This window comes from Bradyrhizobium huanghuaihaiense (assembly GCF_025200885.1).
In the GTDB taxonomy this organism is placed as follows: domain Bacteria; phylum Pseudomonadota; class Alphaproteobacteria; order Rhizobiales; family Xanthobacteraceae; genus Bradyrhizobium; species Bradyrhizobium huanghuaihaiense.
The window spans coordinates 4,781,695-4,806,976 of sequence record NZ_CP104172.1 but is presented as its reverse complement, the minus strand read 5'-3'; the positions used below and the strand labels follow the sequence as shown (position 1 = coordinate 4,806,976).

Sequence of the window (25,282 nt, the reverse complement as noted above, 5' to 3'; positions counted from 1 at the left end):
TTAGTACTTCGCGACGATCGGGCCGCCGAAGTGATAGTTCACGCCGACCTGCACGGTGTGGAAGTTGATCGTGCCGGACGCCAGAGGAGCGCCGAGGTTCGAGAAGTAGTTCTCGCTGCCGAGGCTGCGATAGAGGTACTCGCCCTTGACCGACCACTGCGGAGCGAAGAACGCCTCAACGCCCGCGCCGACGGTCCAGCCCGAGTGCCACTTGCTGTCCGACACGGACACGCCCAGTGCGGAGACAGTGATCTTGTTGTCGATCCAGGCGTAACCACCGGTGCCGTAGAACAGGACGTTGTTGACGGCCCAGCCGATGCGGCCACGGACGGTGCCGAGCGCATCGGTCTTGGACGACACGGTGATGCCGAGAGCGGTCGCCGAGGCGCTGACATCAGCCCAGGAACCATCGGCCTCGATACCGAACACGACGTTGCCGGTCTGCCAGTTGTAGCCGGCGGTGCCACCGACGAAGCCACCCTGCATGCGGGGGCTATTGGCGTCTTCCCAAGCGCCGCCGCCAACGACACCGAGGTAGAAACCGGTCCAGTTGTAGACCGAAGCCACAGCCACCGGAGCCTTGGTGTAGGGGCGGGCCGCGAGATCAGCCGCCGACGCGGGGGCAGCCAGAGCGAACAAACAGGCCGAAGCCAACAAAACCTTCTTCATTTTCAACCTAAATCCCAGTCCCAGTTTCTGTTGTTGCCTTCCGTGAACGGAAGGGCATCGGACGCCGTGGTCCAACTGGCGCCGTGCTTACACCAGCGAAGCCGCAAGTTGTGTACCAAAAAAGCCACAACAGTCACAAAACGTCATAATCGCTGACTGATTAGACCCTTCGCACGCAGCAAAAAGGCCGGCACAAGGCCGGCCTTTCGTCAGAAAAGACTATGCTTGCGATCAGTACCTGGCGATCGCCGGGCCGCCCCAACGGTAGTTCACGCGGACGAGGGCGAGATCGACGTCCTGACGGACGCGTTCGGTCTGAACGAAGACTCCGCCCAAGGTGAAGTCGACGTTTCGAGTGCCGAGGAAGATGTGATCGTACTCGAAGCCCACCGACCAGTTCGGAGCGAAGCCAAATTCGACGCCCGCGCCGACCGTTCCGCCCCAGCGTGTTCCGCTGGCCGAACCGAAGATCGTGCCAGCGCCCACAAAGGTTGGCGCGATGCGGAGATCGTATCTGTCGTCCACGACGGCGCCGCCGCCCTTTACGTAGACCAAAACGTTATTCCAGGCATAACCGACCTGACCGGTAATCAAGCCGAAGGCATCGACCCGCGTACGGTTCTCCTGACCTGGCGCGGTCGGGCTGGTGTTTCTTCCACTGAAGTCAGCCCAGTTGCCCTGGCCTTCCACGCCAAACACCCAATTGGCCGACTGCCAGCGATAGCCGACCTGACCACCGATTGTGCCGCCCGTTGCGTTATGGCAGCCGTCGTTGATCAGCGTACCGGTGACTGGGGTCACGAAGTCCCAGCAATTGCGGCTGGAGCCCCAGCCCCCGTTGATGCCGATGTAGAAGCCGCTCCAGTCGTAGATGGTCGCGACCATCGGGGGCGGAGCCTTGGTGTAAGGACGCGCCGCCAGATCCGCCGCGCTCGCGGGAGCCGACAGGCCCAACGCCACAGCACCGATTGTACCAATTAAAATCTTATTCATTGCAGTCTCCCCGGGTAAGGTCCGCTTCTTGAGGGTCCCCCGAAGCGGCCGATCAGGCGCGACGCCCATATGAACTCAATTCCGAGGCAACCGTAGCTTAAGCGGGAGGCAGAGTCCGTCTCCGAAATGCAACAGTCACAGGGCAAGTGCGAGGCAGCTAACATGATGAATGTTAAGTAGTTTTCGCCGATTTAGGGAACCCGAAAAAGTTCCATCCGGAGCGCATCATTTGATAGGCATGTGGGCACCGCCCGGGGCGAATATTCCGCACCCACCCAGAAAGAACAAATCTGGAACAGACCGGCAGGCGGTGCTATATGTGGGGATAACCCGAGCGCTGATGGGCTGATCGGTCTGCGCAAGCGTATAGGGTCGCGTCAAACAGGTTGCAGCGGACCGCGGGGCGCGGTGCGGCCTTGCGAATGCAGCCTTACGAATTCAGTGGCATTTGGAGTGGAGAGCGGCGATGGCGGGAAGCGTCAACAAGGTCATTCTGGTTGGAAATCTCGGCAAGGATCCTGAAATCCGCCGCACCCAGGACGGGCGGCCGATCGCGAATCTGAGCATCGCGACCTCGGAAACCTGGCGCGACAAGAACAGCGGAGAGCGCAAGGAAAAGACCGAGTGGCACCGCGTCGTGATCTTCAATGAAGGGCTCTGCAAGGTCGCCGAGCAGTATCTGAAGAAGGGCGCGAAGGTTTACATCGAGGGCGCGCTCCAGACCCGCAAATGGACCGACCAGAGCGGCGTCGAGAAGTACTCGACCGAGGTCGTGCTCCAGGGCTTCAACTCGACGCTGACGATGCTCGATGGCCGTGGTGGCGGCGGCGGAGGCGGCAGCTTCGGCGACGAGCCGGGCGGCGATTTCGGCTCCTCCGGTCCGGTCAGCAGCGCGCCGCGCCGTCCCGTTGCCGCCGGCGGCGGCCGCAACAGCGACATGGACGACGACATCCCGTTCTGAGGGCTGCGGGAGAGCCGGCTAATCCCGGCGCAGATAACGGCCAACTCGGTTTTCAAGGATCCGGACCAGGGCAGGATCCATGAATTCATAGTCGTCCGGAATGTCGAGGCAGATGACCCGCTTGTTGTTCAAGCTGGATCGGAATTTCCGGTTCAGCTTGTTGCGGTGGGTCTTCTCCATGACGAAGATGATGTCGGCCCATTCGACCTGCTCGGCGGACAGCAGCACGTCCGCGCCGTTTGCAATGCCGGCCGAGTCGGTCTCGATCCCCGGCCAAGTCGAAAACACCTGTTCGGCGGTAGGGCTGCGGAGGCGATTGGCGCTGCAGACGAAAAGCACGTTGGTCACTTTACCGCTCTTGGTGATGATCGATCAGGTGTCCGTAGGAATGTCCGGCCGGAGCTTTGCGGGCAGGCTCCCCGAGTTCCTACATAAATACCCCTTGTTGGTCGATGGAATCGATGACGTCCGCTCTGCCGCTGGTCGGGAACGCTCCTGTATCGCGTGTCCGCTCGCGTGAAGTGGCAGGATTTCTTACCAATCAGCAGGTAAAGCTCGGGTTTTCCGCGCTTGCCTCACGTGCAACCTCAAGTCTTTGACGGGGCGCGATGTGAATGGTATTAACTTCATGTTAATCCTATTCACATCGGTCGCCGTGCGACCTGACGGAGCTCCGCATGAGCCTTGCGCCGCTGCTTGAGGCCGCGCCAGCGATCCCGCTGCATGCCTTTGCCGCCATGGCCGCCTTCGTGCTCGGCCTCGTCCAGTTCTCCGCCCCCAAGGGCACGCTGCCGCACCGAACGATCGGCTGGATCTGGGTGGTCCTGATGCTGGTCGTGGCCGCCTCGTCGTTCTGGATCCACCAGATCCGTCTGGTCGGGCCGTTCAGTCCGATCCATCTCTTGTCGATCTTCACCCTGGTGGTTCTGCCGCTGGCGGTATGGCGGGCGCGCACGCACCGTGTCGCCGACCACCGGCGGATGATGATCCTCATCTTCGCCGGAGCGCTGGTGGTGGCTGGCCTGTTCACGCTGGTGCCCGGGCGCGTCATGCACCGGGTGATTTTCGGCGCGTAAGGGGTGGTTCCGCCCGGTCCGTTCCGGCGCCGTCCGGGGCAGTGTGGGGAAGGGCGTAAGTCTCTGGAAAAACAGTCGGAAAAAGCGCTTCCCGAGGCCCGGCAAGGGTGGTTATCAGGGGTGTGATGCGCTATATGATTCCCAGACAAAAACTCACCGGATTCCCCCTTGGCTGACGACGACAACAAGCCCGGCGACCAGCCGGCGCATCCCTCGGACATTCGCCCCGTTTCCATCTACGAGGAGATGAAGAAGTCCTATCTCGATTACGCCATGAGCGTGATCGTGGCGCGTGCGCTGCCCGATGCGCGCGACGGGTTGAAGCCGGTCCACCGCCGCATCCTGTTCGCGATGCACAATCGCGGCGACACCCCGGACAAGAAGCACAAGAAGTCCGCCGGTGCCGTCGGCGAGGTCATGGGTAAGTACCACCCGCATGGCGACCAGGCGATCTACGACGCCCTGGTGCGCATGGCGCAGGACTTCTCGATGCGCGCGCCGCTGATCGACGGGCAGGGCAATTTCGGCTCGGTCGACGGCGATCCGCCGGCGGCAATGCGCTACACCGAGTCCCGCCTGACCAAGATCGCGCTGAAGCTGCTCGAGGACATCGACGACGACACCGTCGACTTCCAGGACAATTACGACGGCTCCGAAAGAGAGCCGGTGGTCCTGCCGGCGCGGTTCCCGAACCTGCTGGTCAACGGCGCCGGCGGCATCGCGGTCGGCATGGCCACCAACATCCCGCCGCACAATCTCGGCGAGGTGATCGACGCCTGCGTCGCGCTGATCGATAATCCGTCGCTGACCATCGACGAGCTCATCAACATCATCCCGGGCCCGGATTTCCCGACCGGCGGCATCATCCTGGGTCGCCAGGGTATCCGCAGCGCCTACCATCTCGGCCGCGGCTCGATCGTGATGCGCGGCAAGGTCACCTTCGAGACGGTCCGGAAAGAACGCGAGGCGATCGTCATCACCGAGATCCCGTATCAGGTGAACAAGGCGACGATGGTCGAGCGCATCGCCGAGCTCTACAAGGAAAAGAAGATCGAGGGCATCTCCGACCTGCGCGACGAGTCCGACCGCGACGGCTATCGCGTCGTCGTCGAGCTCAAGCGCGATGCCGTGCCCGACGTCGTGCTGAACCAGCTCTACAAGTTCACGCCGCTGCAGACGAGCTTCGGTGTCAACGCCGTCGCGCTTGATTCCGGTCGTCCGCAGACCATGACCCTGAAGGACATGCTGACGATCTTCGTCGGCTTCCGCGAGCAGGTCGTCACCCGCCGGACCAAATACAAGCTGCGCAAGGCGCGCGAGCGCGCGCATGAGCAGGTCGGCCTCGCCATCGCGGTCGCCAACATCGACGAGATCATTCGCGTGATCCGGACCTCGCCCACGCCGGCTGCGGCGCGCGAGACCCTGATGACGCGCGACTGGCCCGCGCGCGACGTCGAGGACATCATCACGCTGATCGACGATCCGCGCCACCGCATCAATGCGGACGGGACGATCCGCCTGTCGCTGGAGCAGGCGAGGGCGATCCTGGAGCTGCGCTTGGCGCGCCTCACCGCGCTCGGCCGCGACGAGATCGGCGACGAGCTCTCCAAGCTCGCCGGCGAGATCAGCGACTATCTCGAGATCCTGCGCTCGCGCGCGCGCATCCTCGACATCATCAAGAGCGAGCTTGCCGAGGTGAAGGCGGAGTTCGCGACGCCCCGCCGCACCGTGATCATGGAGCAGGAAGGCGAGGTCGAGGACGAGGACCTGATCCAGCGCGAGGACATGGTCGTCACCGTCTCGCACGCCGGCTACGTCAAGCGCGTGCCGCTGTCGGCCTACCGGGCGCAGCGCCGCGGCGGCAAGGGCCGCTCCGGCATGCAGACCCGCGACGAGGATTTCGTCAGCCGCCTGTTCGTGGCCTCCACGCACACGCCGGTGCTGTTCTTCTCCTCGCGCGGCCAGGTCTACAAGGAAAAGGTCTGGCGGCTGCCGATGGCCGCGCCGAATGCGCGCGGCAAGGCCATGATCAACATCCTGCCGTTGGAGCAGGGTGAGCGCATCACCACGATCATGCCGCTGCCGGAGGATGAATCGACCTGGGGCCAGCTCGACGTGATGTTCGCCACCACGGGCGGCAACGTCCGACGCAACAAGCTGTCCGACTTCGTCGACGTCCGCCGCTCCGGCATCATCGCGATGAAGCTCGACGACAACGAGGCGATCGTCGACGTGCAGATCTGCACCGAGCGCGACGACGTGCTGCTGACGGCTGCCGGCGGCCAGTGCATCCGCTTCCCCGTCACCGACGTGCGGGTGTTCACCGGGCGCACCTCGATGGGTGTGCGCGGCATCGCGCTCGGCGAAGGCGACAAGGTGATTTCGCTGGCGATCCTGCGCCACGTCGAGACCACCTCGGACGAGCGCTCGGCGTATTTGAAGATGCGCCGCGCGGTCGCGGGCGAGGCCGCCTCGGAAGAGGCGCCAGCGGATGCCGAGGCCGAGGAGACCTCAGGCAGCTTCCAGCTTCCGCAGGAGCGCTATGTCGAGATGTCGGCGCAGGAGCAGGTCGTGCTGACGGTCTCCGTCAACGGCTATGGCAAGCGGACCTCGTCCTACGAGTACCGCACCACGGGCCGCGGCGGCAAAGGCATCGTCGCCATGAGCGTCAACAACCGCAACGGCAATCTCGTGGCGTCCTTCCCTGTGGAGGAGGCCGACCAGATCATGCTGGTGACCGACAAGGGCCAGCTGATCCGCTGCCCGGTCGAAGGCATCCGCATTGCCGGCCGCTCGACGCAGGGCGTGATCGTGTTCGACACCGCCGAGGACGAGCACGTCGTCTCGGTCGAGCACATCACGGAAGAAGCAGAGAGTGGCAACGGCGAGGGCGGGAACGGGGCGTGATGCCCTGTTCTATGCAGCGCTCGCGAGCTCCTTGGTAAGATCGGCAAGCATCTCTCGCTTGCCGATCTGGGCCATCCAGCACCAGAGCTCCAACGTGCAATACATGTGGTAGAGCGCGAGCGTCTGCTCCCAGGCGGGGTGCGCGATCGTGCCATAGCCGGCGAGCAATCCGTCGCGCTTCGGCGCATCCTTCGGCGTGAAATAGTACAGCGCTTTCGCGATATCCATCAGCGGATCGCCGGATGTCGCATTCTCGAAATCGACGATACCCGTCAGATGCGGTTCGCCCTCCGGCGTCACCAGCACGTTGCCGGCATGGAAATCGTAGTGGCACAGGCGAGGGGTGACGGCTGCCTCGAACAGATGTTGCTGTGCTGCAACGCTGCCTCGCAGGCGCGCGGCCAGCGCGGGATCACCGCCGCGCGTGCAGAACTCCGTCAGCTTCCTCTCGAACTGCGCAGACATGTAGGCGTGGTTGCTCGGATGCGCCGTCCAGACGCCGTTGGGGCCGATATAGCCAAAGCTGTCGAGGGCGACGTCGTTGATCCGGCGCAGCGCCGCGCCCATCTCGGCATAGATCGCAAACAACTCGGCCTCCGACAGCGTCGCCTCGCGCCGGCCGAGTATCGCGCCGTCGAGCCTGGTCATGAGCACGTAGTTGAGGTCGATCGCCGTTCGCGTGTCGTCGGCAAGCAGGATTTTGGGAATGGACGTGCTGAGATCTCGCAGGAGTCCCAGGACGTAAACCTCCTTCGCCATCTTCCACTGCAGCGATGCAGGGTAGACCTTGAGGATGCAGGCGGGCGCATCCGCCAGCGTGATCTCGAGCACGGTGCTGATCTCCCCGCCATGTAGCTCGGTGATGCCGAGCACCGACGCGTGCGGAGCCATCCGACGGACAATCGATTGCGCCTGATCGACCGTGATTGCCAGCCGAGGTTTCAGTTGCAAGGGCGCATCGTTGGACATTTGCATTTACTTCGCGGGGGCCGCGGCGCCTAGATCTCCAGCTCCGTGCCGAACTCGACGACCTGCCTGGTCGGCACGCCGAAGAACGCGGCGGAGCGTTCGGCGTTGCGCTGGAGGAAGGCGAACACGCCTTCGCGCCAGACCCACATGCCCGGGACGTCCTCGCGCGGGATGATGGTCTCGCGGCCGACGTAGTAGGTGATGTCGGCGAGATCGATGCCGGGCAGCTTGCCCTGGCGGCACGTGAGAGTCAGCCCTTCGTAGATGGTCGGGTTCTGCATGAATCCGTAGCGCAGAACCACGCGGGTGATGCCCGGGATGATTTCAATCACCTCGGCGCGTTCCTCGTCGGGAATGTGCGGGGATTCCTCGATCAACACGGTGACCAGCAGCACGCGTTCGTGCAGCACGCGATTGTGCTTGACGAACTGGGTCAGCGCGAGCGGCACGCCGCGCGCCGCCGACGCCAGGAACACGGCGGTGCCGGGGAGCCTTGCGCTGCATTTGTTGACCGCGGTCTCGATCAGGTCCTCCTCGGGCTGGCGCAGCCGGCCGCGTGCCGCTTCGACCAGCTTCACGCCGGCACGCCAGGTCAGCATCAGGAAGGCGACGAGGCCGGCGAGCAGCAGCGGAAACCAGCCGCCCTCGAACAGCTTGATCGAATTGGCGGAGAAGAAGATCACGTCGATCACGAAGAAGAAGCCGTTGACCGCAACCACGAGCCACGGCGAATAGCCCCACTGGATCGCAACGAGGGCTGCGAGCAGTGTGGTGATCGCCATCAGCAGCGACACCGCGATGCCGTAGGCGCCGGCGAGCGCGTCCGAGGTGCCGAAGCTCAAGACCGCGCCGAGCGTTGCCGCCGCCAGCAGCCAGTTCACCAGCGGCACGTAGATCTGGCCGATCGCATGGCTGGTGGTGTGGCGGATCTGCATGCGCGGCAGGAAGCCGAGCTGGATCGACTGCTGGGTCAGCGAGAACACGCCGGAGATGATCGCCTGCGAGGCGATCACGGTCGCGACCGCCGAGAACGCGACCAGCGGATAGTGCAGGGCGTCCGGGCAGAGCTGGAAGAACGGGTTCTCGATCATGGAGGGATCGGTGATCAAGAGCGCGGCCTGGCCGAAATAGTTCAGCACCAGCGCGGGCAGGCAGATCGCGAACCACGCGAGCCGGATCGGCATGCGGCCGAAATGCCCCATGTCGGCATACATGGCTTCGCCGCCGGTCACCGCGAGGAAGGCCGCGCCGAGGATTCCGAACGAGATGTGGAAGTCCTGGTGGATCAGGAAGTTGAAGGCATAGAACGGGCTGAGCGCGGCCAGCACCGCCGGCGCCTTGACGATGCCGTGGATGCCGAGGGCGGCGAGCACGACGAACCACGCCAGCATCACCGGGCCGAAGATGCGGCCGATGAAGCCGGTGCCCTGCTTCTGCATCATGAACAGGCCGATCAGGATGACGACGGTCACCGGCACGACCACCGGCGCCAGCGAAGGCGCGTCGACCTTGAGGCCCTCGATGGCGCTGAGCACGGAGATCGCCGGCGTGATCGCGCCGTCGCCATAGAGCAGGGCGGCACCGACGAGGCCGACCACCAGGAGATGCGCCCGCCAGGTGCCGGGTTGGGCGTTGCGCGCGTGGAGCAGGGCCAGCAAGGCGACGATGCCGCCTTCGCCGCGGTTGTCCGCGCGCAGGATCAGCAGCGCATATTTCAGCGAGATGATCAGCAGCAGCGCCCAGAGGATCAGCGAGGCAACCCCCAGGACAGCGTCGTGACTTAGCGTGCCGCCATGGGCAGCCGCCTTGGCGGCTTCCTTGAGGGCGTAGAGCGGGCTGGTGCCGATATCGCCATAGACCACCCCGAGGGCGCCCATGGTCATGGCAAGCGGCAGCGGATCAGGGTGATGGCCGGAGGCGACTGCAGGCGTACTGGACAAAGGCACCCCCCGATGGGATCGCGCCCGCCGGGCCATTCCGACGGGCGCGAGCATCACGCAGTCTGCGACGAGACGTCGCAAATATCCATGGGGTTTATCTTGAGGGGCTCTCCTGACGCGAAACTGACAGAGCCGACTACGGCGTGCGGTCGGCGGTCACGAGGCGGGCCTCGCGGACATCGGCCTTGCTGCCGGCGCGGCGCAGGCAGGACGCCTCGAAATTCGGCCAGGCCTGCTGCGAGCAGTCACGGCCGATGGTGCGGATATCGAGCCGGTCGCTCTTGGCGAGCGGCTGCGGCACGCTGGCTTCGACCGTCGGGGCAAAGCCGGGCAGGAGGGTGAGGGCTGCGGCAACACACGCAGAGAGTGCGATCGCTGAAAGCGCCTTGATCATTGACTGTCCCCTGTGATGCGGCCGCCTACGCCCAGTCTGCGGCCCGTCGTTCGTTGGCCGGATTAGTAACCATGGCCAGTTTCCGGACGTCTTCGCGGAGGTTGGAAATGGTTTCGTTCGCACTCTGTTTTGTTTCGTGGCCGCCCCCAGGACGAAACAAACCGGCCCTGGCCGACACCTCCAGCTGACATTTTCCGGCAAACGGGCAGAAACGGACAAGGAACCTCCCCGGCTTGCCGGGCCGGGCCGGGCGCGGTAGGAGGGGACCATGCCGCGCATCGCCTTCTATCCGGGTTCCTTCGACCCCATCACCAACGGCCATCTGGACGTGGTCCGCCATGCCGTTCCGCTGTGCGACAGGCTGGTGGTCGCGATCGGCGTCCATCCCGGCAAGAAGCCGCTGTTCTCGACCGAGGAGCGCCTGAAGATGCTCCAGGACGTCTGCGGCCCGATCGCGGCCCAGGCCGGCTGCGTGCTCGAAGCCGTGACGTTTGACGATCTGTCGGTGACCGCGGCGCGCAAGCACGGCGCCACCATCATGATTCGGGGCCTGCGCGACGGCACCGACCTCGATTACGAGATGCAGCTTGCCGGCATGAACGAGGCCATGGCGCCCGAGGTGCACACGGTCTTCCTGCCGGCCTCTCCCATGGTCCGCCCGATCACCGCCACTTTGGTGCGCCAGATCGCAGGGATGGGCGGAGATGTCTCGACCTTCGTGCCGCCGCTCGTTGACACCCTGCTCAAGGCCAAATTCGCCGGATAACGGCGCGCTTCCTCAATTCATCAGATCCGGAGTTTTCATGATCCGTCGTCTCGCAATTCTTGCCACGATCTTTGCCGCGCTCATTGGCGCGGCGCCGGCGATGGCGCAGCAGCTGCCGGCGAACCTCGACAAGGCCAATGCGCTGGTCATCGACACCACCAAGGGCCGCATCGTCATCAAGCTCAGGACCGATCTGGCGCCGCAGCACGCCGAGCGTCTCAAGACGCTTGCGCGCGAGGGTTATTACAACAACGTGCCGTTCCATCGCGTCATGGACGGCTTCATGGCGCAGACCGGCGACGGCGAGAAATTCAACGGCACCGGCGGCTCGAAATATCCGAACCTGAAGCAGGAATTCTCCAAGGTGCATTTTGCCCGCGGCATTGTCGGCATGGCCCGGCGCGGCGACAGCGTCGACACCGCCAATTCGCAGTTCTTCATCATGTTCGCGGATGGCGGCAGCCTCGATGGTCAGTACACCGTGATCGGCGAGGTCGTGCAGGGCATGGATGTCGTCGACAAGCTGAAGAAGGCGCCTCCCGGATCAGGCAGCGGCACCGTCACCGATCCCGACAAGATGGTGAAGGTGCAGGTCGCTTCCGACATCAAGTAGGGACACGCGATGGCGCGCTGCGGCAACAGGCTTCTGGTCGCTGCCGCGGTGCTGCTGCTCGGTGTCTCAGGCGCGAAGGCCGAGGGCGCACAGGTCAACACCATCCAGGACGTCTTCCGGCATCTGCACACCTGCTGGAAGCCGCCGCCGCCCGCCAGGGCCCGCCCACTCGACATCACCGTCGTCGTGAGCTTTAACCGGGACGGAAACATTCTGGGCCATCCGCGGATTACCTATGAATCCGCGGAGGCCTCCGACAACGACCGGCTGCAATACCGGATCGCGGTGATGGAGGCGTTGCAACGCTGCACGCCGATGCCATTTACCGATGCAATGGCCGGCGCCGCGGCGGGGCGTCCATTCGCGATCCAGTTCCGTAACCGCAAGACTTCACCCCCAACGCAAGAGAGACGAGTATGAGCGTCACCGAAAACACCTTGATCCTCGAGACCACGCAGGGCCCCGTCACCATCGAGATGCGGCCCGACCTCGCGCCCGGCCATGTCGCGCGCATCAAGGAACTGGTTCGCGAGGGCTTCTACGACGGCATCGTGTTCCACCGCGTGATCGAGGGCTTCATGGCCCAGACCGGCTGCCCGCACGGCACCGGCACCGGCGGCTCCGGCAAGAAGCTGAAGGCCGAGTTCAACAAGGAGCCGCATGTGCGCGGCACCGCCTCGATGGCGCGCGCCGCCAATCCCGATTCCGGCGACAGCCAGTTCTTCATCTGCTTCGACGACGCCCGCTTCCTCGACAACCAGTACACGGTGTGGGGCAAGGTCACCGAGGGCATGGAGAACGTCGACAAGATCAAGCGCGGCGAGCCGGTGCAGAACCCGGACAAGATCGTCAAGGCGCGGATGGCCGCGGACAAGGAGTAAGTCCATCTCCTCATGGTGAGGAGGCGCGAAGCGCCGTCTCGAACCATGAAGGCCGAGCTGTAGCAGCGGGGCCTTCATCCTTCGAGACGCGCGTTCCGCACTCCTCAGGATGAGGAGCGACCGGCTGACGGAGGTCCTGCTTGATAGCAAAGCAATTTGTGATCGCGGCTCAGGACATAAGACCGCTCGCCACGGGAAAGGGGGCGTGCTTGGCCTCTGATCGGATTACGGTCAGCGGTCAGCGCGTCGGTTTCATGTATCGGGAGGCGCCCGACAATGCCTCCGACAGCGGCTGGCGCTTCTTTTCAGGCGAGGAGAGCCAGGACTTCGCCGATGATCCGAATAATTTCGAGATCTACGATGTGAACACGATCGCCAACTACGATCCAGACATCATCCCGCTTCTGGAGGCGCCGGCTTTCTCTGCCTTCGAACGCGAGTCGGAATCGTCGGCGTTCGTTCGCACCGACTTTCCCGGGTGATGCGGGCAGGCTGCCAAAATTGTCCGATGGGCTGAAGACTATCCAACCAAATTCCATGCGCACTGATCTCTTCGACTTCGACCTGCCCGCCGAGCGCATCGCGTTGCGCCCGGCGAGTCCGCGCGACTCCGCGCGGCTGCTGGTCGTGGAGAATGGTGCGTTGCGCGATCAAACCATCGCCGACCTGCCGCAATGGCTGAGGCCCGGCGACCAGCTCGTCGTCAACGACACCAAGGTGATCGCAGCGCAGCTCAAAGGCCGCCGCATCGGCCGCGAGACCGAGCCGAAGATCGAGGCGACGCTGATCAAGCGGCTCGACGGCTCGCGCTGGCAGGCGTTGGTAAAACCCGCCAAGAAGCTCACAGCCGGCGACCGCATCCGCTTCGGCAATGAGGGCAAGGTTTGCCTGCTCGGCCATCTCGATGCCGAAGTCGAGGCCAAGGGCGTTGAGGGCGAGGTGACGCTGTCGTTCTCATTCCACGGCCCGGCGCTCGACCAGGCCATCGCCGACCTCGGCAGCCCGCCGCTGCCACCCTACATCGCCTCCAAGCGCACGCCTGACGATCAGGATCTTGCGGATTATCAGACAATGTTCGCGGCGAACGAAGGCGCGGTTGCTGCCCCAACCGCGGGGCTGCATTTCACGCCCGCGCTGGAGCAGGCGCTGCGCGCGCGCGAGGTCGGCATCAACCGCGTCACACTGCATGTCGGGGCAGGGACCTTCCTGCCGGTCAAGGTCGACGACACCGAAGGCCACAAGATGCACGCCGAGTGGGGCACCATCCCGGCCGAGGTGGCCGAGCGGCTCAACAGCGCGAATAGGAATGGCGGCCGCATCGTCGCGGTCGGCACCACGTCATTGCGTCTGCTGGAGAGCGCAGCGAGCGAAGACGGCACCATCCAGCCGTTCGCGGCCGAGACCTCGATCTTCATCACCCCTGGTTATCGCTTCCGCGCCGTCGATATCCTGATTACGAATTTCCACCTGCCGAAGTCGACGCTGTTCATGCTGGTGTCGGCCTTCTCGGGGCTGGAAACGATGAAGCAGGCCTATGCGCACGCGATTGCGAGCGGGTACCGGTTCTATTCGTATGGGGATGCCTGCTTGCTGTTTCGGGCAGAGCCGTAGGGTGGGCAAAGGCGCATAGCGCCGTGCCCACCATCAAGTGCACGGGACGTAATGGTGGGCACGCTTCGCTTTGCCCACCCTACGATACCGGTTGCTACGACACCGGTTACGCCATCACCCGCTGCGGCAAGAGCTCGGCGATCTGCACCGCGTTCAGCGCGGCGCCCTTGAGCAGCTGATCGGCCGCCACGAACATCGAGATCGAATGCCCCGAGGGATCGCTGAGGTCCTTGCGGATGCGGCCGACCAGGACGTCGTCCTGGCCCGAGGCGTCGATCGGCATCGGGAAGTAGTTCTTGACGCGGTCGTCGACGACCTTCACGCCCGGGGCCTGCGCCATGATGGCGCGGACCTGGTCCTCGCTGATCGGCTTCTCGCATTCGAAGGTGATGGCCTCGCAATGGGCGCGCAGCACCGGCACGCGCACGCAGGTCACGCCGACCGCGATGCTCTCGTCCTCGAAGATCTTGCGGGTTTCCTTGATGACCTTGGTCTCTTCGTCGTTGTAGCCGGTCTCAGGATCGACCGCGGTGTTGTGGTTGAAGAGATTGAAGGCGTAGGGATGCGGCATCACCTTCGGCGTATAGACCTGCCCGTTGAGATTGGCGCGGGTGGATTCGACGAGCTCCTCCATCGCGGCAGCGCCGGCGCCGCTAGCCGCCTGGTAGGTCGAGATGATCACGCGCTTGATGCGGTTCTTCTGGTGGATCGGCCAGAGCGGCACCAGCGCGGTGATCGCGGCGCAGTTCGGGTTGGCGATGATGCCCTTGTGGTCGCGGATGCGGTTCGCGTTGATCTCGGGGATCACCAGCGGCACGTTGGGATCCATGCGGAAGGCGGAGGAATTGTCGACCACGACGGCGCCCGACTTGACCGCGATCGGTGCGAACTTCTTGGAGATGCTGCCGCCGGCGGAGAACAGGGCGATGTCGACGCCCTCGAAGGCGCGTTCGGTCAACTCCTCGATGACGACATCCTTGCCGCGGAACGACACCGTCTTGCCGGCCGAGCGGGCGCTCGCGAGCGCCTTGAGCTTGCCGACGCGAAAGCCGCGCTTGTCCATGGTGGCGATGAATTCGGCGCCCACCGCACCGGTGACGCCGACAATCGCGACGACGGGATCGTTACTCACTTTGTCCTCCATTGCATTTGAGATTCAGACAACAAAAAAGCCCCGGACCATCGAGGGCGGGGCTTCGGTAGAGCTGATGCGTTTAAGTCGACGACCTACGCGCGCACGCCTCCCCGGGCCCCTGGGGCCGTGGTGGTTTTGGTCGTGCGTTTGGTGGTCGTGAACATGGCGGCGACTTATGCGGGAGAGTTTTGCGCCCGTCAATGGCTTTTCGGCAGGAATGTGGCCGGGCGACGGACCTGCCGCTATTTGGCGCGCGCGCCCGGCGGCTCCAGGATGACCTCCTTGAGGTCGTCGCCGCTGATCACGACGATCGCAAAACTAAGCCGGCCGCGCTCGCGCACGAGGCCGCCGCTGATGGCCTTGCCCGACGCTGCGCGCTCGGCGACGCGTACGGCGTCGGCGAGGCGGTGCCTGATGGCGCCGAGCGCTGCGAGGTTGCTGCGGTCCTCGAGGTCGAGCTCGGCGAGCGGCAGGGCGGCTTCGCCGCCGACGAGCTCGCCGGTCGCGGCGTTGATGGTGTGGCGCCAGATCCGGTCGTTGTGCAGGGTCTTCACCCGGTAGACCGGCACGCGGGCAGCCCCGTCGAAACTCACATCCGCCGTCGTGGCGCCGGCGTGGCGGGCCTCGGCAATCGCCATGGCCTGACTGATCGAAATCGACGAGCTGCGGAAGCGCTCGATCTCGCGGCTGACTGCTTGGCGGTCGGCCTCGGCATCACCATCTGTCTCGCTGTGAAGGGCGGTGGGTGTACTTCCGGCCGAGACGATCGCCTGCGCCGGCGCTGCGACGAGCAACGCCGACAGGGCGGTCGTGAAAAACGTCCAGGCGTATTGTCGTGCTGCCTTCATGCTCGAAACCCTCGGCCAGCGAGTGTGCCGGATGATCGTAAAGATTTCGCGGCCGACCTTGGGCAAGGCCGGCCGCGGAGCGTCGTAGCAGGTTGTGCCCGCCGCGGCGTTCGAAACAGCACGAACCTCTTTGGGGCTGGTGAAAAAGCGGTCAGTGCTGCTATAACTAAACCATACCGTATCGTTTTATTTTGGTCAATGCCGTTGCGCCGGTCCCCCTTGGGGAAAGACCGCCAGCTCACGAAATTGTCAGCGGGAGGAACGGCGCCGCGGCGTGCCCTTGGCGGCGTCCTTTACGCGATCGGCGGGGCCCAGCGCACCGGCCAGGAACAGCTTGATCGCGGTGCGCATCCGCTTTTCCGCGGATTTCATCTCGAGCGCCGTTCCGAACGTCGCCATGCGGTGAGTGTGGCCGACGACGACGTCGAGAAACACCTCGGCTGCGATGGTGGTGTCTTCGATGTCCAGCGCGCCTTGCGCCACCAGATGGTCGAAGAAGCGCGCCGTGGTGGCGACGGCCTTGAGCCAGCCTTCCTCCTTGCCGAGCTTGGCGACGTCAGGGAAGTTGATGGCCTGCGACGTCATCATGCGGCTGAAGGCGACGGCATCGGGCCCGCAGGTGAAGGTCAGCATCTCGCGCCCGATCTCGACCAGCCGCTGCTCGACCGAAATGTCCGAGGCGCTGGAGAGCTGCGTTTCCGCGGCAGCCGACAGCGGCGCAAGCCAGCGTTCGATCTCGCGCCTCAGCACGGCCGCAAACAGGCCACGCTTGTCGCCGTAGCGGGAATAGACGGTCGGCTTGCTGACCCGCGCCGCCTCAGCGACCGCATCGAGCGAGGTCGCGTCAAAGCCGCGGTCCAGGAACAGGCGGGTGGCGACCTCGATCAGCCGCTGGTCGCGCTCGATCGCGGCGGTCTTGGTCGGCCGCCCGCCGCGCGATTTCGGCACCTCGCGCCGCGGCGATGCCGATCGTGATTTGGTCGCAGTCAATCCCATGCCCAATGATTCCTGCGCGTTGCCTGTCATTCGCTCTATATCGCGCAGGAGCGGGGGCGTCATCGCGAATCTGGCCGAATTGGCCGTATCCTCAACGGTTTCGATAGGACCTCGTTCCGTCACGACGGGCTTATGGGAGCGCCGAGGTCCAGGCCTGGCCGGAGGCGGCCTTCTCATATCCGTACTGATAGAGCGCCCGCATATAGGCGGTATCGAAACCTTCCGAAGGAGCCGCGGGATAGTCGCGCGCGATGTAGGAGAGATGGAAGCCCAGGCGGTTGCGTTTGGCGAAATCGTAGGTGGAGAAGATGATCGAGCGGGTCTGCGACTGCGTGATCGCCGACAGGCTGCGCGAGGCGACGTCGATCGTGCTGTTGGACACCAGCTCGAAATTGCGCTCGATCTTCTTGTTGACGAGGATGTAGATGTCCATCTTCGCGGTGCCCGGCAGGCGGCTGCCCTGGAACAGCAATGCTTCCGGAAGCGTCAGCACCGGTGCCGTCACGCCGCCATCGACATGCATCTCCTGGAATCTGCGGCCCTGGCCTTCGGCATCGATCATGATGGGCGGAAACACCAGCGGAATGCTGGCGGAGGCCGCCATCACGTCGCGAAACAGCTTGAGCGCCTCGGGCGTGCCGACGGCCGCGATCTTGCCCATGTCCCAGATGGCGGTCCGCTGGGTGTCGAGATCGGTCGTCACGATCAGCAGCCTGCGGCCCCTGGCGTTCTCGCGCGCGACCTGCGCCATGATTTCAGGCCCGACATAGCGGGCGACCAGCTCGCGCAGCCGCGTATTGCCGAACAGGCCGGAGCCGAACAGCACGCGCATGATGCTGGGATCGTTCAGGAGGCTCTCCGCGATTCCGCTGGTGTAGACCTCCTTCAGCGTGTCGTCATATTGGGAGCCGAGAAATGCAAACGGCGCGATCAGGCCGCCGGTGCTGACGCCCGAGACGACCGAGAAGGTGGGGCGAGTCCTGGCTGCGGTCCAGCCGTTGAGCACGCCGACACCGTAGGCGCCGTCGGCGCCGCCGCCGGACAGCGCCAGATAGGTCTTCGTCGCCGTACTGGTGTCCTTCTCGAAGCTGAACTTCGTGACCGGCTCGTCGGCGTAGCGGCGGAGGCCGTCGATATCGAGCACGCGCGATGCGCTGGCCTCGGCGGCGGTATAGGGCGTGCGGGGCAGGGAGGTGCAGCCGGCCAGGGCCAGACTTAAGGCCAGGACCAGAAGTCCGGTCAGGCGGGCGGCGGTCTGCCATATCCGGTCATGAGAAGGGCCGGACATTTCGGTCGAACATGAAGCGGAGGGCATTGTCGGCGGCTGGCGATCACACAAATATGGCCGCCGGCAGATTCACCGCGGCATCTCGTCCAGGCCCCACGGTAAAACTACACTGTATCGTTTTATTTGGCAAGCCGTGCGGAACATGAAAGTCCGCGTCAAATCTGTCCCAGTCTGACGCATCCTGTGGTTCGGGCGGGTTGATCGGCCTCGCCCGGCACGCAATAAGCACGCCATGAATCTCCCCGACACCAATCTTCCCAATCATTTCGAGCTGCTCGCCACCGATGGTGCCGCGCGCACCGGCCGCCTGACCACGCCGCACGGCATGGTGCGGACGCCGGCCTTCATGCCGGTCGGGACCGCCGGCGCCATGAAGGGCATGCACTGGCGCGAGGTGCGCGAGGCCGGCGCCGACATCGTGCTCGGCAACACCTATCATTTGATGCTGCGCCCCGGCGCGGAGCGGATCGCAGCCCTCGGCGGCTTGCAGCGGTTCACCGGCTGGAACGGGCCGATGCTGACGGATTCCGGCGGCTTCCAGGTGATGTCGCTGGCGGACTTGCGCAAGGTCAGCGAGCACGCCGTCACCTTCCGCTCGCATATCGACGGCGCCAAGGTCGAGCTGTCGCCGGAGCGCTCGATCGAGGTACAGCGCTTCCTCGGCTCCGACATCGCCATGCAGATGGACGAATGCGTGCGGCTGCCCGCCGAACGCGACGACATCGACCGCGCGATGCGGCTGTCGCTGCGCTGGGCCGAGCGCTCCAAGCGTGCCTTCGAGAGCGCGCCCGACGGCTACATGCTGTTCGGCATCGTGCAGGGCGGCGATATCCCGCAGCTTCGTCATGCCAGCGCCCAAGGCCTCGTCGAGATCGGCTTCCACGGCTACGCCATCGGCGGCCTCGCCGTCGGCGAGCCGCAGGAGGTGATGCTGGCCATGATCGACGAGACCGCGCCGATGCTGCCGAAAGAGCGGCCGCGCTATCTCATGGGCGTCGGCACGCCCGACGATATCCTCGAAGCGGTGAAGCGCGGCATCGACATGTTCGACTGCGTGATGCCGACGCGCAATGGCCGGCATGGCGTGGCCTTCACGCGCTTCGGTCAGGTCAATTTGCGCAACGCGCGCCACGCCGACGATCCGCGCCCGCTCGATGAAGAGAGCTCATGGCCGTCGACGCGCAACTGTGCGCGCGCCTATCTCCATCATCTCGTCAAGGCGGGCGAGACGCTGGGGGCAATGCTGCTGTCCGAGATCAACGTCGCTTACTACCAGTCCCTGATGCAGGGCATCAGGGACGCGATCGCACACGGAACGTTCGATGAGTTCTATCAGCGTACGCGCGAGGATTGGGCGAGGGGCGATATCGCCCCGCGCTGAGCAACGTCAATTGCAGACGATCCGCTGCTTGACGGCATGCTTGGTCACGAAACCGTAGCCGCAATTGTCGCAGGTCCAGAGATAGCTGATCATGTGGTCCGAGACGTAGGCGGATGCTTCGGCGGCGACCATGGAGTCGGCACAGACGGGACAGGTGGGCAACTCGCTGCAACGCGGATCGCGGTTCAGCGCGACGGTCGACATCACTTCAGCAACTGCTGACATCGTGGTGACCTCCCTGCTTTGAGACGTAAGTCTAACATAAGCAGAAGTACTTGACGAGGTCGCAACACAAACGCGCTGGCTTTTATAAAATTGCCGTCACCACGACGTGACTGCTGGCTTGTTTCGCAGCCCGGGTATCGCAGCGCAAACAATTCGCGTGCATTGCGATAATTCGCGGCGCTGCTTCACGTCGCCATGATGCTCGATTACTGCGCCGCACCCTGCCGGCCAAGAGCAGGCTCGAGCACGACCGGCTTGCTGTGGCCCGAGCGGAGCCTGCGTGCGAACGAAATCCAGGGTTTTTCGACGAGGGAATATGTCATCCAGCTGACAAGGATCGAAGACATCACGACCTCGGCGACGAAGACGAGCCATGCCAGCGGCCCGTCGCCAGGCCACGCGTAATGATGAACCCAGACCATTGCGAACGGCGACATCAGGTAGACCGAGTAGCTGATGAGGCCGACGAACGCGAGCGGACGCCAGGCCATCCGCTCGCCGAATGCGGCAAACACAATGAAAACGACGGCAGCGCTGACATGGGCCGCCGCGATCGAATAGCTGTAGAAGAAATTGTCCTCATACGCCCCGCCATAGCGCCTGCCGGCCAGCGTGATCGCGAAGACTGCGTAGAGCGCCGTGCAGACGGCGACATGCCGCCATCGTAGCGTTCCGCCGACGACAGTGTCGCGAATGATCTTGCCGAGGAACATCGCCGAAAGGTTCAGTCCGATCTCCATCATCACCCAGGCTGCCCGGTCCTCCACCAGGACGGCGACCGCTGCCCCGGCCAGCGCGGTCGCAACGACGATCGCGACGGCGGTGAGGCGTCGGGTCAGCAGACCTGCCGCGAAGAGGATGGTGCAGGCGACGTAGAACAGCAGCTCGATCGTCAGCGTCCAGTAGAAGTCCCAGAGGTGACGGACCTCTAGGAAGCTCTGGAGCATCGTGATGTTGGCGACGATCTGCGACAGGGGATAGGTCCTCAACTCCACCGCCTGCATCGTGACGAGCCCGATCGCGATCGAGGTCCAGTAGGCCGGATAGAGGCGGAAGAAGCGACTGACCGCGAAGTCGTTCACGGGAGACGCGCTGGCGGGAAAGCTGAAGGGAATGACGAAGCCGCTGACGAAGAAGAACAGCGCGACACCGAACCGGCCGAAATTCATGTAATAGCCGATCGCGTCGTGGAAGATCGAATGGTACGCGCCGGTCGGGTGTTCCCGCACGATCACCTCGAGCGCGTGTTGAACGACCACCGACAAGACGGCGATGCCGCGCAGGGTATCGATGAAGGCGAGCCGTTGATGCATCAGGCGTTCTCTGCGCTCCCGCCGCCTGCAACGGACGTCGGCTGTCGGGAGGGTATTTGGCTAAGGCACAAGCGATGATCGGAAGGCTGGACGCTGGTCCGGCACTTCACCATGGCAATCGTGAACAGATTGACAACGGCAACGGGCAGGGCGGTAAAGTCGGGCCTCCTGCAAATGGCGGCCGGCCGGGTCACGGGATTGCCGCTTGCGTGTCGCCACAAGCTGTCTGTAACTGCGGAACAGCTGCGACAGCGGTCCAATTTGTCGCCAAAGGGAGTTCCTGATGGACGCATCGTCCAAAACGAGTGCAGCGCACCAACCCGGCCGCGGCCGGATCTACGATTCAATCGTCGAGGCTTTTGGCGACACGCCTTGCGTGCGCTTGCGACGCCTGCCGGGCCAGCACGGGGTGAACGCGACGATTTTGGCAAAACTTGAATATTTCAATCCCGCCGCGAGCGTGAAGGACCGTATCGGTGCGGCCATGATCATCGCGATGGAGAAGGCCGGCATCATCAAGCCCGACACCGTGCTGATCGAGCCGACCTCCGGCAATACCGGCATTGCGCTCGCCTTCGTGGCGGCTTCGCGCGGTTACCGGCTCAAGCTGGTGATGCCGGAATCCATGTCGATCGAGCGGCGCAAAATGTTGGCCTTTCTCGGCGCCGAGCTGGTGCTGACCCCGGCTGCGCAAGGCATGAAGGGCGCGATCGCCGCCGCCGAGGAGCTTCTGAAGACGACGCCGAACTCGGTGATGCCGCAGCAGTTCAAGAATCTGGCCAATCCCGAAGTCCACCGCCGCACCACGGCCGAGGAGATCTGGAACGACACGGCCGGCAACATCGACTTTTTCGTCGCAGGCGTCGGCACCGGCGGCACCATCACCGGCGTCGGCCAGGTGCTGAAGCCGCGCAAGCCGTCGCTGCGGGTGATCGCCGTCGAGCCGGAGGAGAGCCCGGTGTTGTCAGGCGGCCAGCATACGCCGCACAAGATCCAGGGCATCGGCGCAGGCTTCGTGCCTGACATCCTCGACCGCTCGGTGATCGACGAGATCGTGAAGATCAACTCGACCACCGCGATCGACACCTCGCGCGCGCTGGCGCGGCATGAGGGCATTCCGGGCGGCATCTCCTCGGGCGCGGCGATCGCCGCCGCGCTCCAGATTGGCAAGCGGCCGGAAGCTGCGGGAAAGACCATTCTGGCCATCGTGCCGTCGTTCTCGGAGCGGTATCTTTCGACAGCTCTGTTCGAGGGAATCTAGGACATGGCGGATCAACCGAGACGGCCGCGCACGCTTGGCGATGCCAGGAGCGAGGCTGAGGCGGCGTTCAAGAAGGTGACGGCCAAGGTCGCGGCAGCGCCGCCGAAGCAGAGCGCCGTTCCTGGCATCAAGGAGCAGGTCACGCTGCGCATCGACCAGGACGTGCTGGAGTTCTTCCAGGCGGGCGGCCCCGGCTGGCAGGACCGCATCAACGAAGCGCTGCGAAAGGCGGCGGGGAAATAAGGGAGCTCGTCATTGCGAGCGTAGCGAAGCAATCCAAAATCTTTCCACGGGGACAGCCTGGATTGCTTCGTCGCAAGGGCTCCTCGCAATGACGGAGTTTGCTGCGACACTGTCCGCACCAACGAAAAAGCCCGGCGCGAGCCGGGCTTTTGTTTTTGAACCTGCCGTCCTGCCTCAACGGCGGAACATGCCGCCCATCATGCCGCCGACGACACCGCCGACGAAGGCCGCACCGGCGGCATCGCCGGGGCTGCTGCTGCGCTGTTGAGGTGCCGGTGCCGGCGCCGGCGCGCTGCTGGCTGCGGGGGCGCTGGCACGTCGGGCCGCCTTCTGGCTGCTGTCGCTTGCGGTCGGCGGTGCGGCCACGACCTCGGAGAGCAGGGCCTTGTGCTGGGGTTTGTTGAGGTAGCCTGACGAAGGATAGCCGCGCGCAGCCTGCCAGCGCTTGAGCACCACGCGGGTCTCGTCGCTGAAGACGCCGGTCTGCTTGGTGTCGAAGCCGAGCCCGGTGAGGCGACGCTGCACGTCGCGGCGCTGGTTCTTGTCGAGGCCGATCTGGTCCTCGGTGAGCTGAGAGGCCTCATCGGTAAAGGCTGCGGGATCGACGCCGGAGTTGAGCGTGCGGGTCGCGGTCGAGGGGCCGCTCTTGATAGCCGCGAGACGTGCCAGCGCCAGCGCCTTGAACTGACCGTTGGGATAGGCGGAAAGGTAGGCGTTGAGCTCTTCCGGCTTGTTGCTCTCCTTCACCGAGCGCCAGTATTCGAGCTCGACACCGTCCGAGCTTCCATTCGCCGTCGGCAAGATGCCAGAAGCGGTCGGCGCCGCGTTGGCAACCTGCGTGGTCGGAGCCTGGTTGAGATATACGGCGCCGATCAGGTTGGTGTGGCCCCAGGGCAGCTGGCCCTTGTGGGTCTCTTCATTGACCTGGGCACGGACCGACGTCATCGCCTGCTGGATCTCGACGCCGGGCTTGGTGATGTTGTCGATCAGCGCGCGGGTGAACGGGCTGTTATTGCCCTCCTGGCCGTCGAGCGCGGTCTGGCCCGGGCCGGTCGCGAACGCGATCAGCGTGCCTTCGCCGGACTTCATCTCGGCAAGACCGCTCTGCACGTTGACGCTGCGGGTCGCCGAGTTCGACTTGATCTTGGCGGCGAACGGATTGTCGCGGCAGGCATCGAGGAAGACGAGCTTGACCTTGGCATCGCCCATGGTCTGTTCGAGCGTCAGGTCGATGTTGATGGCGGCGCCCAGCTTGACGTCCATCTCCGTCTTGATGTCGGCATCGACCGGCAGCAGGTAGTTGGTGCCGCCGACGGCGATGCCGTGGCCGGCATAATAGAACAGCGCGATATCGGAGCCCTGCGCCTTGCGACCGAAGTCGAGCAGCTTCTCCGTCATCTGGTCGCGGGAGAGATTGGAGCCCTCGATCACCTCGAAGCCGACATTGCGCAGCGTCGCCGCCATCGTCTTGGCGTCGATCGGCGGGTTCGGCAATTGTGCGACGTTCTTGTAGGAGCCGTTGCCGACGACGAAGGCGACGCGACGGTCCGCCTTCGCGGCACTGACCGACAGTGCCACGCACATGAGCGAGGCGAGCAGGGTGAGATAGCGCATTCTGAAATCCCCAGAATCGAATTGCAGGCAGCAACAAATTGGCGGCGAACCTACACGAAGTGCCCGACTTCGCGCCACCAAAACGGCGGTACGTCGCGTTCAACCCGCTGCTGTGTGGCCGAATGTGCACGATGGAGGGGCTCTCCAACGTGATCCAAATCACACGGCCACTTGGTTTTGTCGCACGAGGCGGCGCGAGGTTCACTGCGCGCGAGCGGGAACCGGCGCCGGCTTCAAGTTCAGGAGATTGCCGCACAGGATCAGCGCCGCGCCGAGGACGGTCCAGGCGTCGAGCCGCTCCGAATACAGCAACCAACCTGCGGTTGCGGTCAGCGGAACCCGGAGGAAGTCCATGGGAACCACGATCGTCGCATCTGCATAACGCATCGCGCTGGCGAGGCAGTAGTGCGAGAACGTGCCGCAGACGGCGATCACGCCGACCCAGGCCCAGGCGTAGGCCGACGGCCAGGTCCAGACCAGCAGCGTCGGCACGAAGCCCGCGACCGACTGCACCACCAGCATCCAGAACAGGATCGACAGCGCGCTTTCGGTGCGGGTCAGAGATTTGACCAGCGCCATCGACACGCCAAATCCCATGGCGGCCCCGAGCGCGATGAGTTGGCCCGGATTGATCTCGCCGGTGGCCGGCCGCACGATGACGATCACTCCGACGAGGCCGAGCACGATGGCGGCGATCTTCCACGGTGTCATGCGCTCGGAGAGGAAGCTCGCCGCGAGGATCGCGGTCCAGATCGGCATGGTGAACTCGATCGCCACGACCTGCCCGATCGGGATCAGCGTCAGCGCAAAGAACCAGCCGAGCTGGGCGACATAGTGCACGAGGTTGCGCGCGACGTGGTGTTGCAGGCGCGATGTCCTGAGCACCTTGAAGCCGCCGGCGCGATAGATGATCGGCGCCAGCAGGACGAAGCCCGCCAGCGACCGGATCTCCATGATCTCGAAAACGTTGAGCTCGCGTGTGGTCTCGCGCCCGGCCACCGCCATGATCAGCATCAGCGACAGCCAGCCGGCCATCCACAGTGCGGCCATCGTTTTGGACGGTGTCGTGCTCATTGCGGCGGACGCGGGAAGGGGTGGAATCCGAAGGGACGGCCGGTATCGGCGACATCGCCGCCGTTTGCAACGGCCAAATCTGCGGATGCAGCGATGCAGGCCGGCGTGTTAAGGCATCAGCGAA

General features: G+C 64.4%; 26 protein-coding genes. 12 read left to right on the top strand and 14 right to left on the bottom strand.

Features of this window, described 5'->3' with window-relative positions; all coding sequences use genetic code 11:
* Both N2603_RS22950 and N2603_RS22945 read right to left on the bottom strand, forming a co-directional pair.
* Positions 1 to 669, bottom strand: coding sequence for an outer membrane protein (locus tag N2603_RS22950; RefSeq protein ID WP_260424135.1), 669 nt, complete (start codon positions 667 to 669; stop codon positions 1 to 3).
* Positions 670 to 900: 231 nt separating this feature from the next.
* On the bottom strand, positions 901 to 1,662 hold the full coding sequence (locus tag N2603_RS22945) for an outer membrane protein (protein ID WP_260424134.1): 762 nt from the start codon (positions 1,660 to 1,662) through the stop codon (positions 901 to 903).
* A 466-nt stretch (positions 1,663 to 2,128) separates the two neighbouring features.
* Between N2603_RS22945 and N2603_RS22940 the strand changes: the two genes are divergently transcribed.
* On the top strand, positions 2,129 to 2,623 hold the full coding sequence (locus N2603_RS22940) for a single-stranded DNA-binding protein (protein WP_018642151.1): 495 nt from the start codon (positions 2,129 to 2,131) through the stop codon (positions 2,621 to 2,623).
* A gap of 18 nt (positions 2,624 to 2,641) precedes the next feature.
* Here N2603_RS22940 and N2603_RS22935 read toward each other — a convergent pair whose 3' ends face one another.
* Positions 2,642 to 2,971, bottom strand: coding sequence for a low molecular weight protein tyrosine phosphatase family protein (locus tag N2603_RS22935; RefSeq protein ID WP_018642150.1), 330 nt, complete (start codon positions 2,969 to 2,971; stop codon positions 2,642 to 2,644).
* A gap of 329 nt (positions 2,972 to 3,300) precedes the next feature.
* Between N2603_RS22935 and N2603_RS22930 the strand changes: the two genes are divergently transcribed.
* The gene (locus tag N2603_RS22930; RefSeq protein ID WP_018642149.1) at positions 3,301 to 3,699 is read left to right on the top strand and encodes a DUF2306 domain-containing protein; all 399 of its coding nucleotides are present in this window, start codon (positions 3,301 to 3,303) and stop codon (positions 3,697 to 3,699) included.
* 168 nt (positions 3,700 to 3,867) lie between these two features.
* A complete protein-coding gene (gyrA, locus tag N2603_RS22925; protein ID WP_260424133.1) occupies positions 3,868 to 6,606 on the top strand; it encodes a DNA gyrase subunit A in 2,739 nt (912 codons plus the stop codon).
* 9 nt (positions 6,607 to 6,615) lie between these two features.
* Here the strand turns inward: gyrA and N2603_RS22920 are convergent, their stop codons facing one another.
* The 3 genes from N2603_RS22920 to N2603_RS22910 form a co-directional block, all read right to left on the bottom strand.
* Positions 6,616 to 7,557 carry a phosphotransferase family protein gene (locus N2603_RS22920; protein ID WP_260424132.1) on the bottom strand — a complete coding sequence of 314 codons (942 nt, stop codon included), beginning with the start codon at positions 7,555 to 7,557 and terminating at the stop codon, positions 6,616 to 6,618.
* A gap of 47 nt (positions 7,558 to 7,604) precedes the next feature.
* Complete coding sequence (locus N2603_RS22915) at positions 7,605 to 9,458, bottom strand: potassium transporter Kup (RefSeq protein WP_018642146.1); 1,854 nt, start codon at positions 9,456 to 9,458, stop codon at positions 7,605 to 7,607.
* 193 nt (positions 9,459 to 9,651) lie between these two features.
* The gene (locus tag N2603_RS22910) at positions 9,652 to 9,909 is read right to left on the bottom strand and encodes a hypothetical protein (protein ID WP_260424131.1); all 258 of its coding nucleotides are present in this window, start codon (positions 9,907 to 9,909) and stop codon (positions 9,652 to 9,654) included.
* 268 nt (positions 9,910 to 10,177) lie between these two features.
* On the opposite strand from N2603_RS22910, the gene coaD reads away from it, so the two are divergent.
* From coaD to queA, 6 genes are all read left to right on the top strand, one after another.
* Positions 10,178 to 10,675, top strand: a complete 498-nt coding sequence (gene coaD / locus N2603_RS22905) for a pantetheine-phosphate adenylyltransferase (RefSeq protein WP_018642144.1) — start codon at positions 10,178 to 10,180, stop codon at positions 10,673 to 10,675.
* A 37-nt stretch (positions 10,676 to 10,712) separates the two neighbouring features.
* A complete protein-coding gene (locus N2603_RS22900; protein ID WP_018642143.1) occupies positions 10,713 to 11,288 on the top strand; it encodes a peptidylprolyl isomerase in 576 nt (191 codons plus the stop codon).
* 9 nt (positions 11,289 to 11,297) lie between these two features.
* Entirely contained in the window at positions 11,298 to 11,708 is a 411-nt protein-coding gene (locus N2603_RS22895; protein WP_018642142.1) for a hypothetical protein, read from the top strand.
* A complete protein-coding gene (locus N2603_RS22890; RefSeq protein ID WP_018642141.1) occupies positions 11,705 to 12,169 on the top strand; it encodes a peptidylprolyl isomerase in 465 nt (154 codons plus the stop codon). The genes N2603_RS22895 and N2603_RS22890 overlap by 4 nt, the downstream gene beginning before the upstream one ends.
* A gap of 140 nt (positions 12,170 to 12,309) precedes the next feature.
* Entirely contained in the window at positions 12,310 to 12,651 is a 342-nt protein-coding gene (locus N2603_RS22885; protein WP_260424130.1) for a DUF2185 domain-containing protein, read from the top strand.
* Between the two features lie 55 nt (positions 12,652 to 12,706).
* Complete coding sequence (queA, locus tag N2603_RS22880) at positions 12,707 to 13,780, top strand: tRNA preQ1(34) S-adenosylmethionine ribosyltransferase-isomerase QueA (protein WP_260424129.1); 1,074 nt, start codon at positions 12,707 to 12,709, stop codon at positions 13,778 to 13,780.
* Between the two features lie 106 nt (positions 13,781 to 13,886).
* Here the strand turns inward: queA and N2603_RS22875 are convergent, their stop codons facing one another.
* From N2603_RS22875 to N2603_RS22860, 4 genes are all read right to left on the bottom strand, one after another.
* Positions 13,887 to 14,924, bottom strand: a complete 1,038-nt coding sequence (locus tag N2603_RS22875) for an aspartate-semialdehyde dehydrogenase (protein WP_260424128.1) — start codon at positions 14,922 to 14,924, stop codon at positions 13,887 to 13,889.
* A 233-nt stretch (positions 14,925 to 15,157) separates the two neighbouring features.
* Positions 15,158 to 15,763, bottom strand: coding sequence for a PepSY domain-containing protein (locus N2603_RS22870; protein WP_260424127.1), 606 nt, complete (start codon positions 15,761 to 15,763; stop codon positions 15,158 to 15,160).
* A 249-nt stretch (positions 15,764 to 16,012) separates the two neighbouring features.
* On the bottom strand, positions 16,013 to 16,759 hold the full coding sequence (locus N2603_RS22865; RefSeq protein ID WP_260424126.1) for a TetR/AcrR family transcriptional regulator: 747 nt from the start codon (positions 16,757 to 16,759) through the stop codon (positions 16,013 to 16,015).
* A 130-nt stretch (positions 16,760 to 16,889) separates the two neighbouring features.
* Positions 16,890 to 18,047 carry a patatin-like phospholipase family protein gene (locus N2603_RS22860; RefSeq protein ID WP_260424125.1) on the bottom strand — a complete coding sequence of 386 codons (1,158 nt, stop codon included), beginning with the start codon at positions 18,045 to 18,047 and terminating at the stop codon, positions 16,890 to 16,892.
* Between the two features lie 232 nt (positions 18,048 to 18,279).
* Between N2603_RS22860 and tgt the strand changes: the two genes are divergently transcribed.
* Positions 18,280 to 19,428 carry a tRNA guanosine(34) transglycosylase Tgt gene (gene tgt, locus N2603_RS22855; RefSeq protein ID WP_260424124.1) on the top strand — a complete coding sequence of 383 codons (1,149 nt, stop codon included), beginning with the start codon at positions 18,280 to 18,282 and terminating at the stop codon, positions 19,426 to 19,428.
* Between the two features lie 6 nt (positions 19,429 to 19,434).
* Here tgt and N2603_RS22850 read toward each other — a convergent pair whose 3' ends face one another.
* Complete coding sequence (locus N2603_RS22850) at positions 19,435 to 19,653, bottom strand: hypothetical protein (RefSeq protein ID WP_018642135.1); 219 nt, start codon at positions 19,651 to 19,653, stop codon at positions 19,435 to 19,437.
* A 206-nt stretch (positions 19,654 to 19,859) separates the two neighbouring features.
* Positions 19,860 to 20,966: an acyltransferase family protein gene (locus N2603_RS22845; RefSeq protein ID WP_260424123.1), complete on the bottom strand. Its 1,107-nt coding sequence runs from the start codon at positions 20,964 to 20,966 to the stop codon at positions 19,860 to 19,862.
* 283 nt (positions 20,967 to 21,249) lie between these two features.
* On the opposite strand from N2603_RS22845, the gene cysK reads away from it, so the two are divergent.
* Both cysK and N2603_RS22835 read left to right on the top strand, forming a co-directional pair.
* Positions 21,250 to 22,227: a cysteine synthase A gene (cysK, locus tag N2603_RS22840; protein ID WP_260424122.1), complete on the top strand. Its 978-nt coding sequence runs from the start codon at positions 21,250 to 21,252 to the stop codon at positions 22,225 to 22,227.
* Between the two features lie 3 nt (positions 22,228 to 22,230).
* Positions 22,231 to 22,470, top strand: coding sequence for a BrnA antitoxin family protein (locus N2603_RS22835; RefSeq protein WP_260424121.1), 240 nt, complete (start codon positions 22,231 to 22,233; stop codon positions 22,468 to 22,470).
* A 174-nt stretch (positions 22,471 to 22,644) separates the two neighbouring features.
* Here the strand turns inward: N2603_RS22835 and N2603_RS22830 are convergent, their stop codons facing one another.
* Both N2603_RS22830 and N2603_RS22825 read right to left on the bottom strand, forming a co-directional pair.
* Positions 22,645 to 24,084, bottom strand: a complete 1,440-nt coding sequence (locus N2603_RS22830) for a caspase family protein (RefSeq protein WP_260424120.1) — start codon at positions 24,082 to 24,084, stop codon at positions 22,645 to 22,647.
* A 201-nt stretch (positions 24,085 to 24,285) separates the two neighbouring features.
* A complete protein-coding gene (locus tag N2603_RS22825) occupies positions 24,286 to 25,158 on the bottom strand; it encodes a DMT family transporter (RefSeq protein ID WP_018642130.1) in 873 nt (290 codons plus the stop codon).
* Between the last annotated feature and the right edge of the window lie 124 nt (positions 25,159 to 25,282).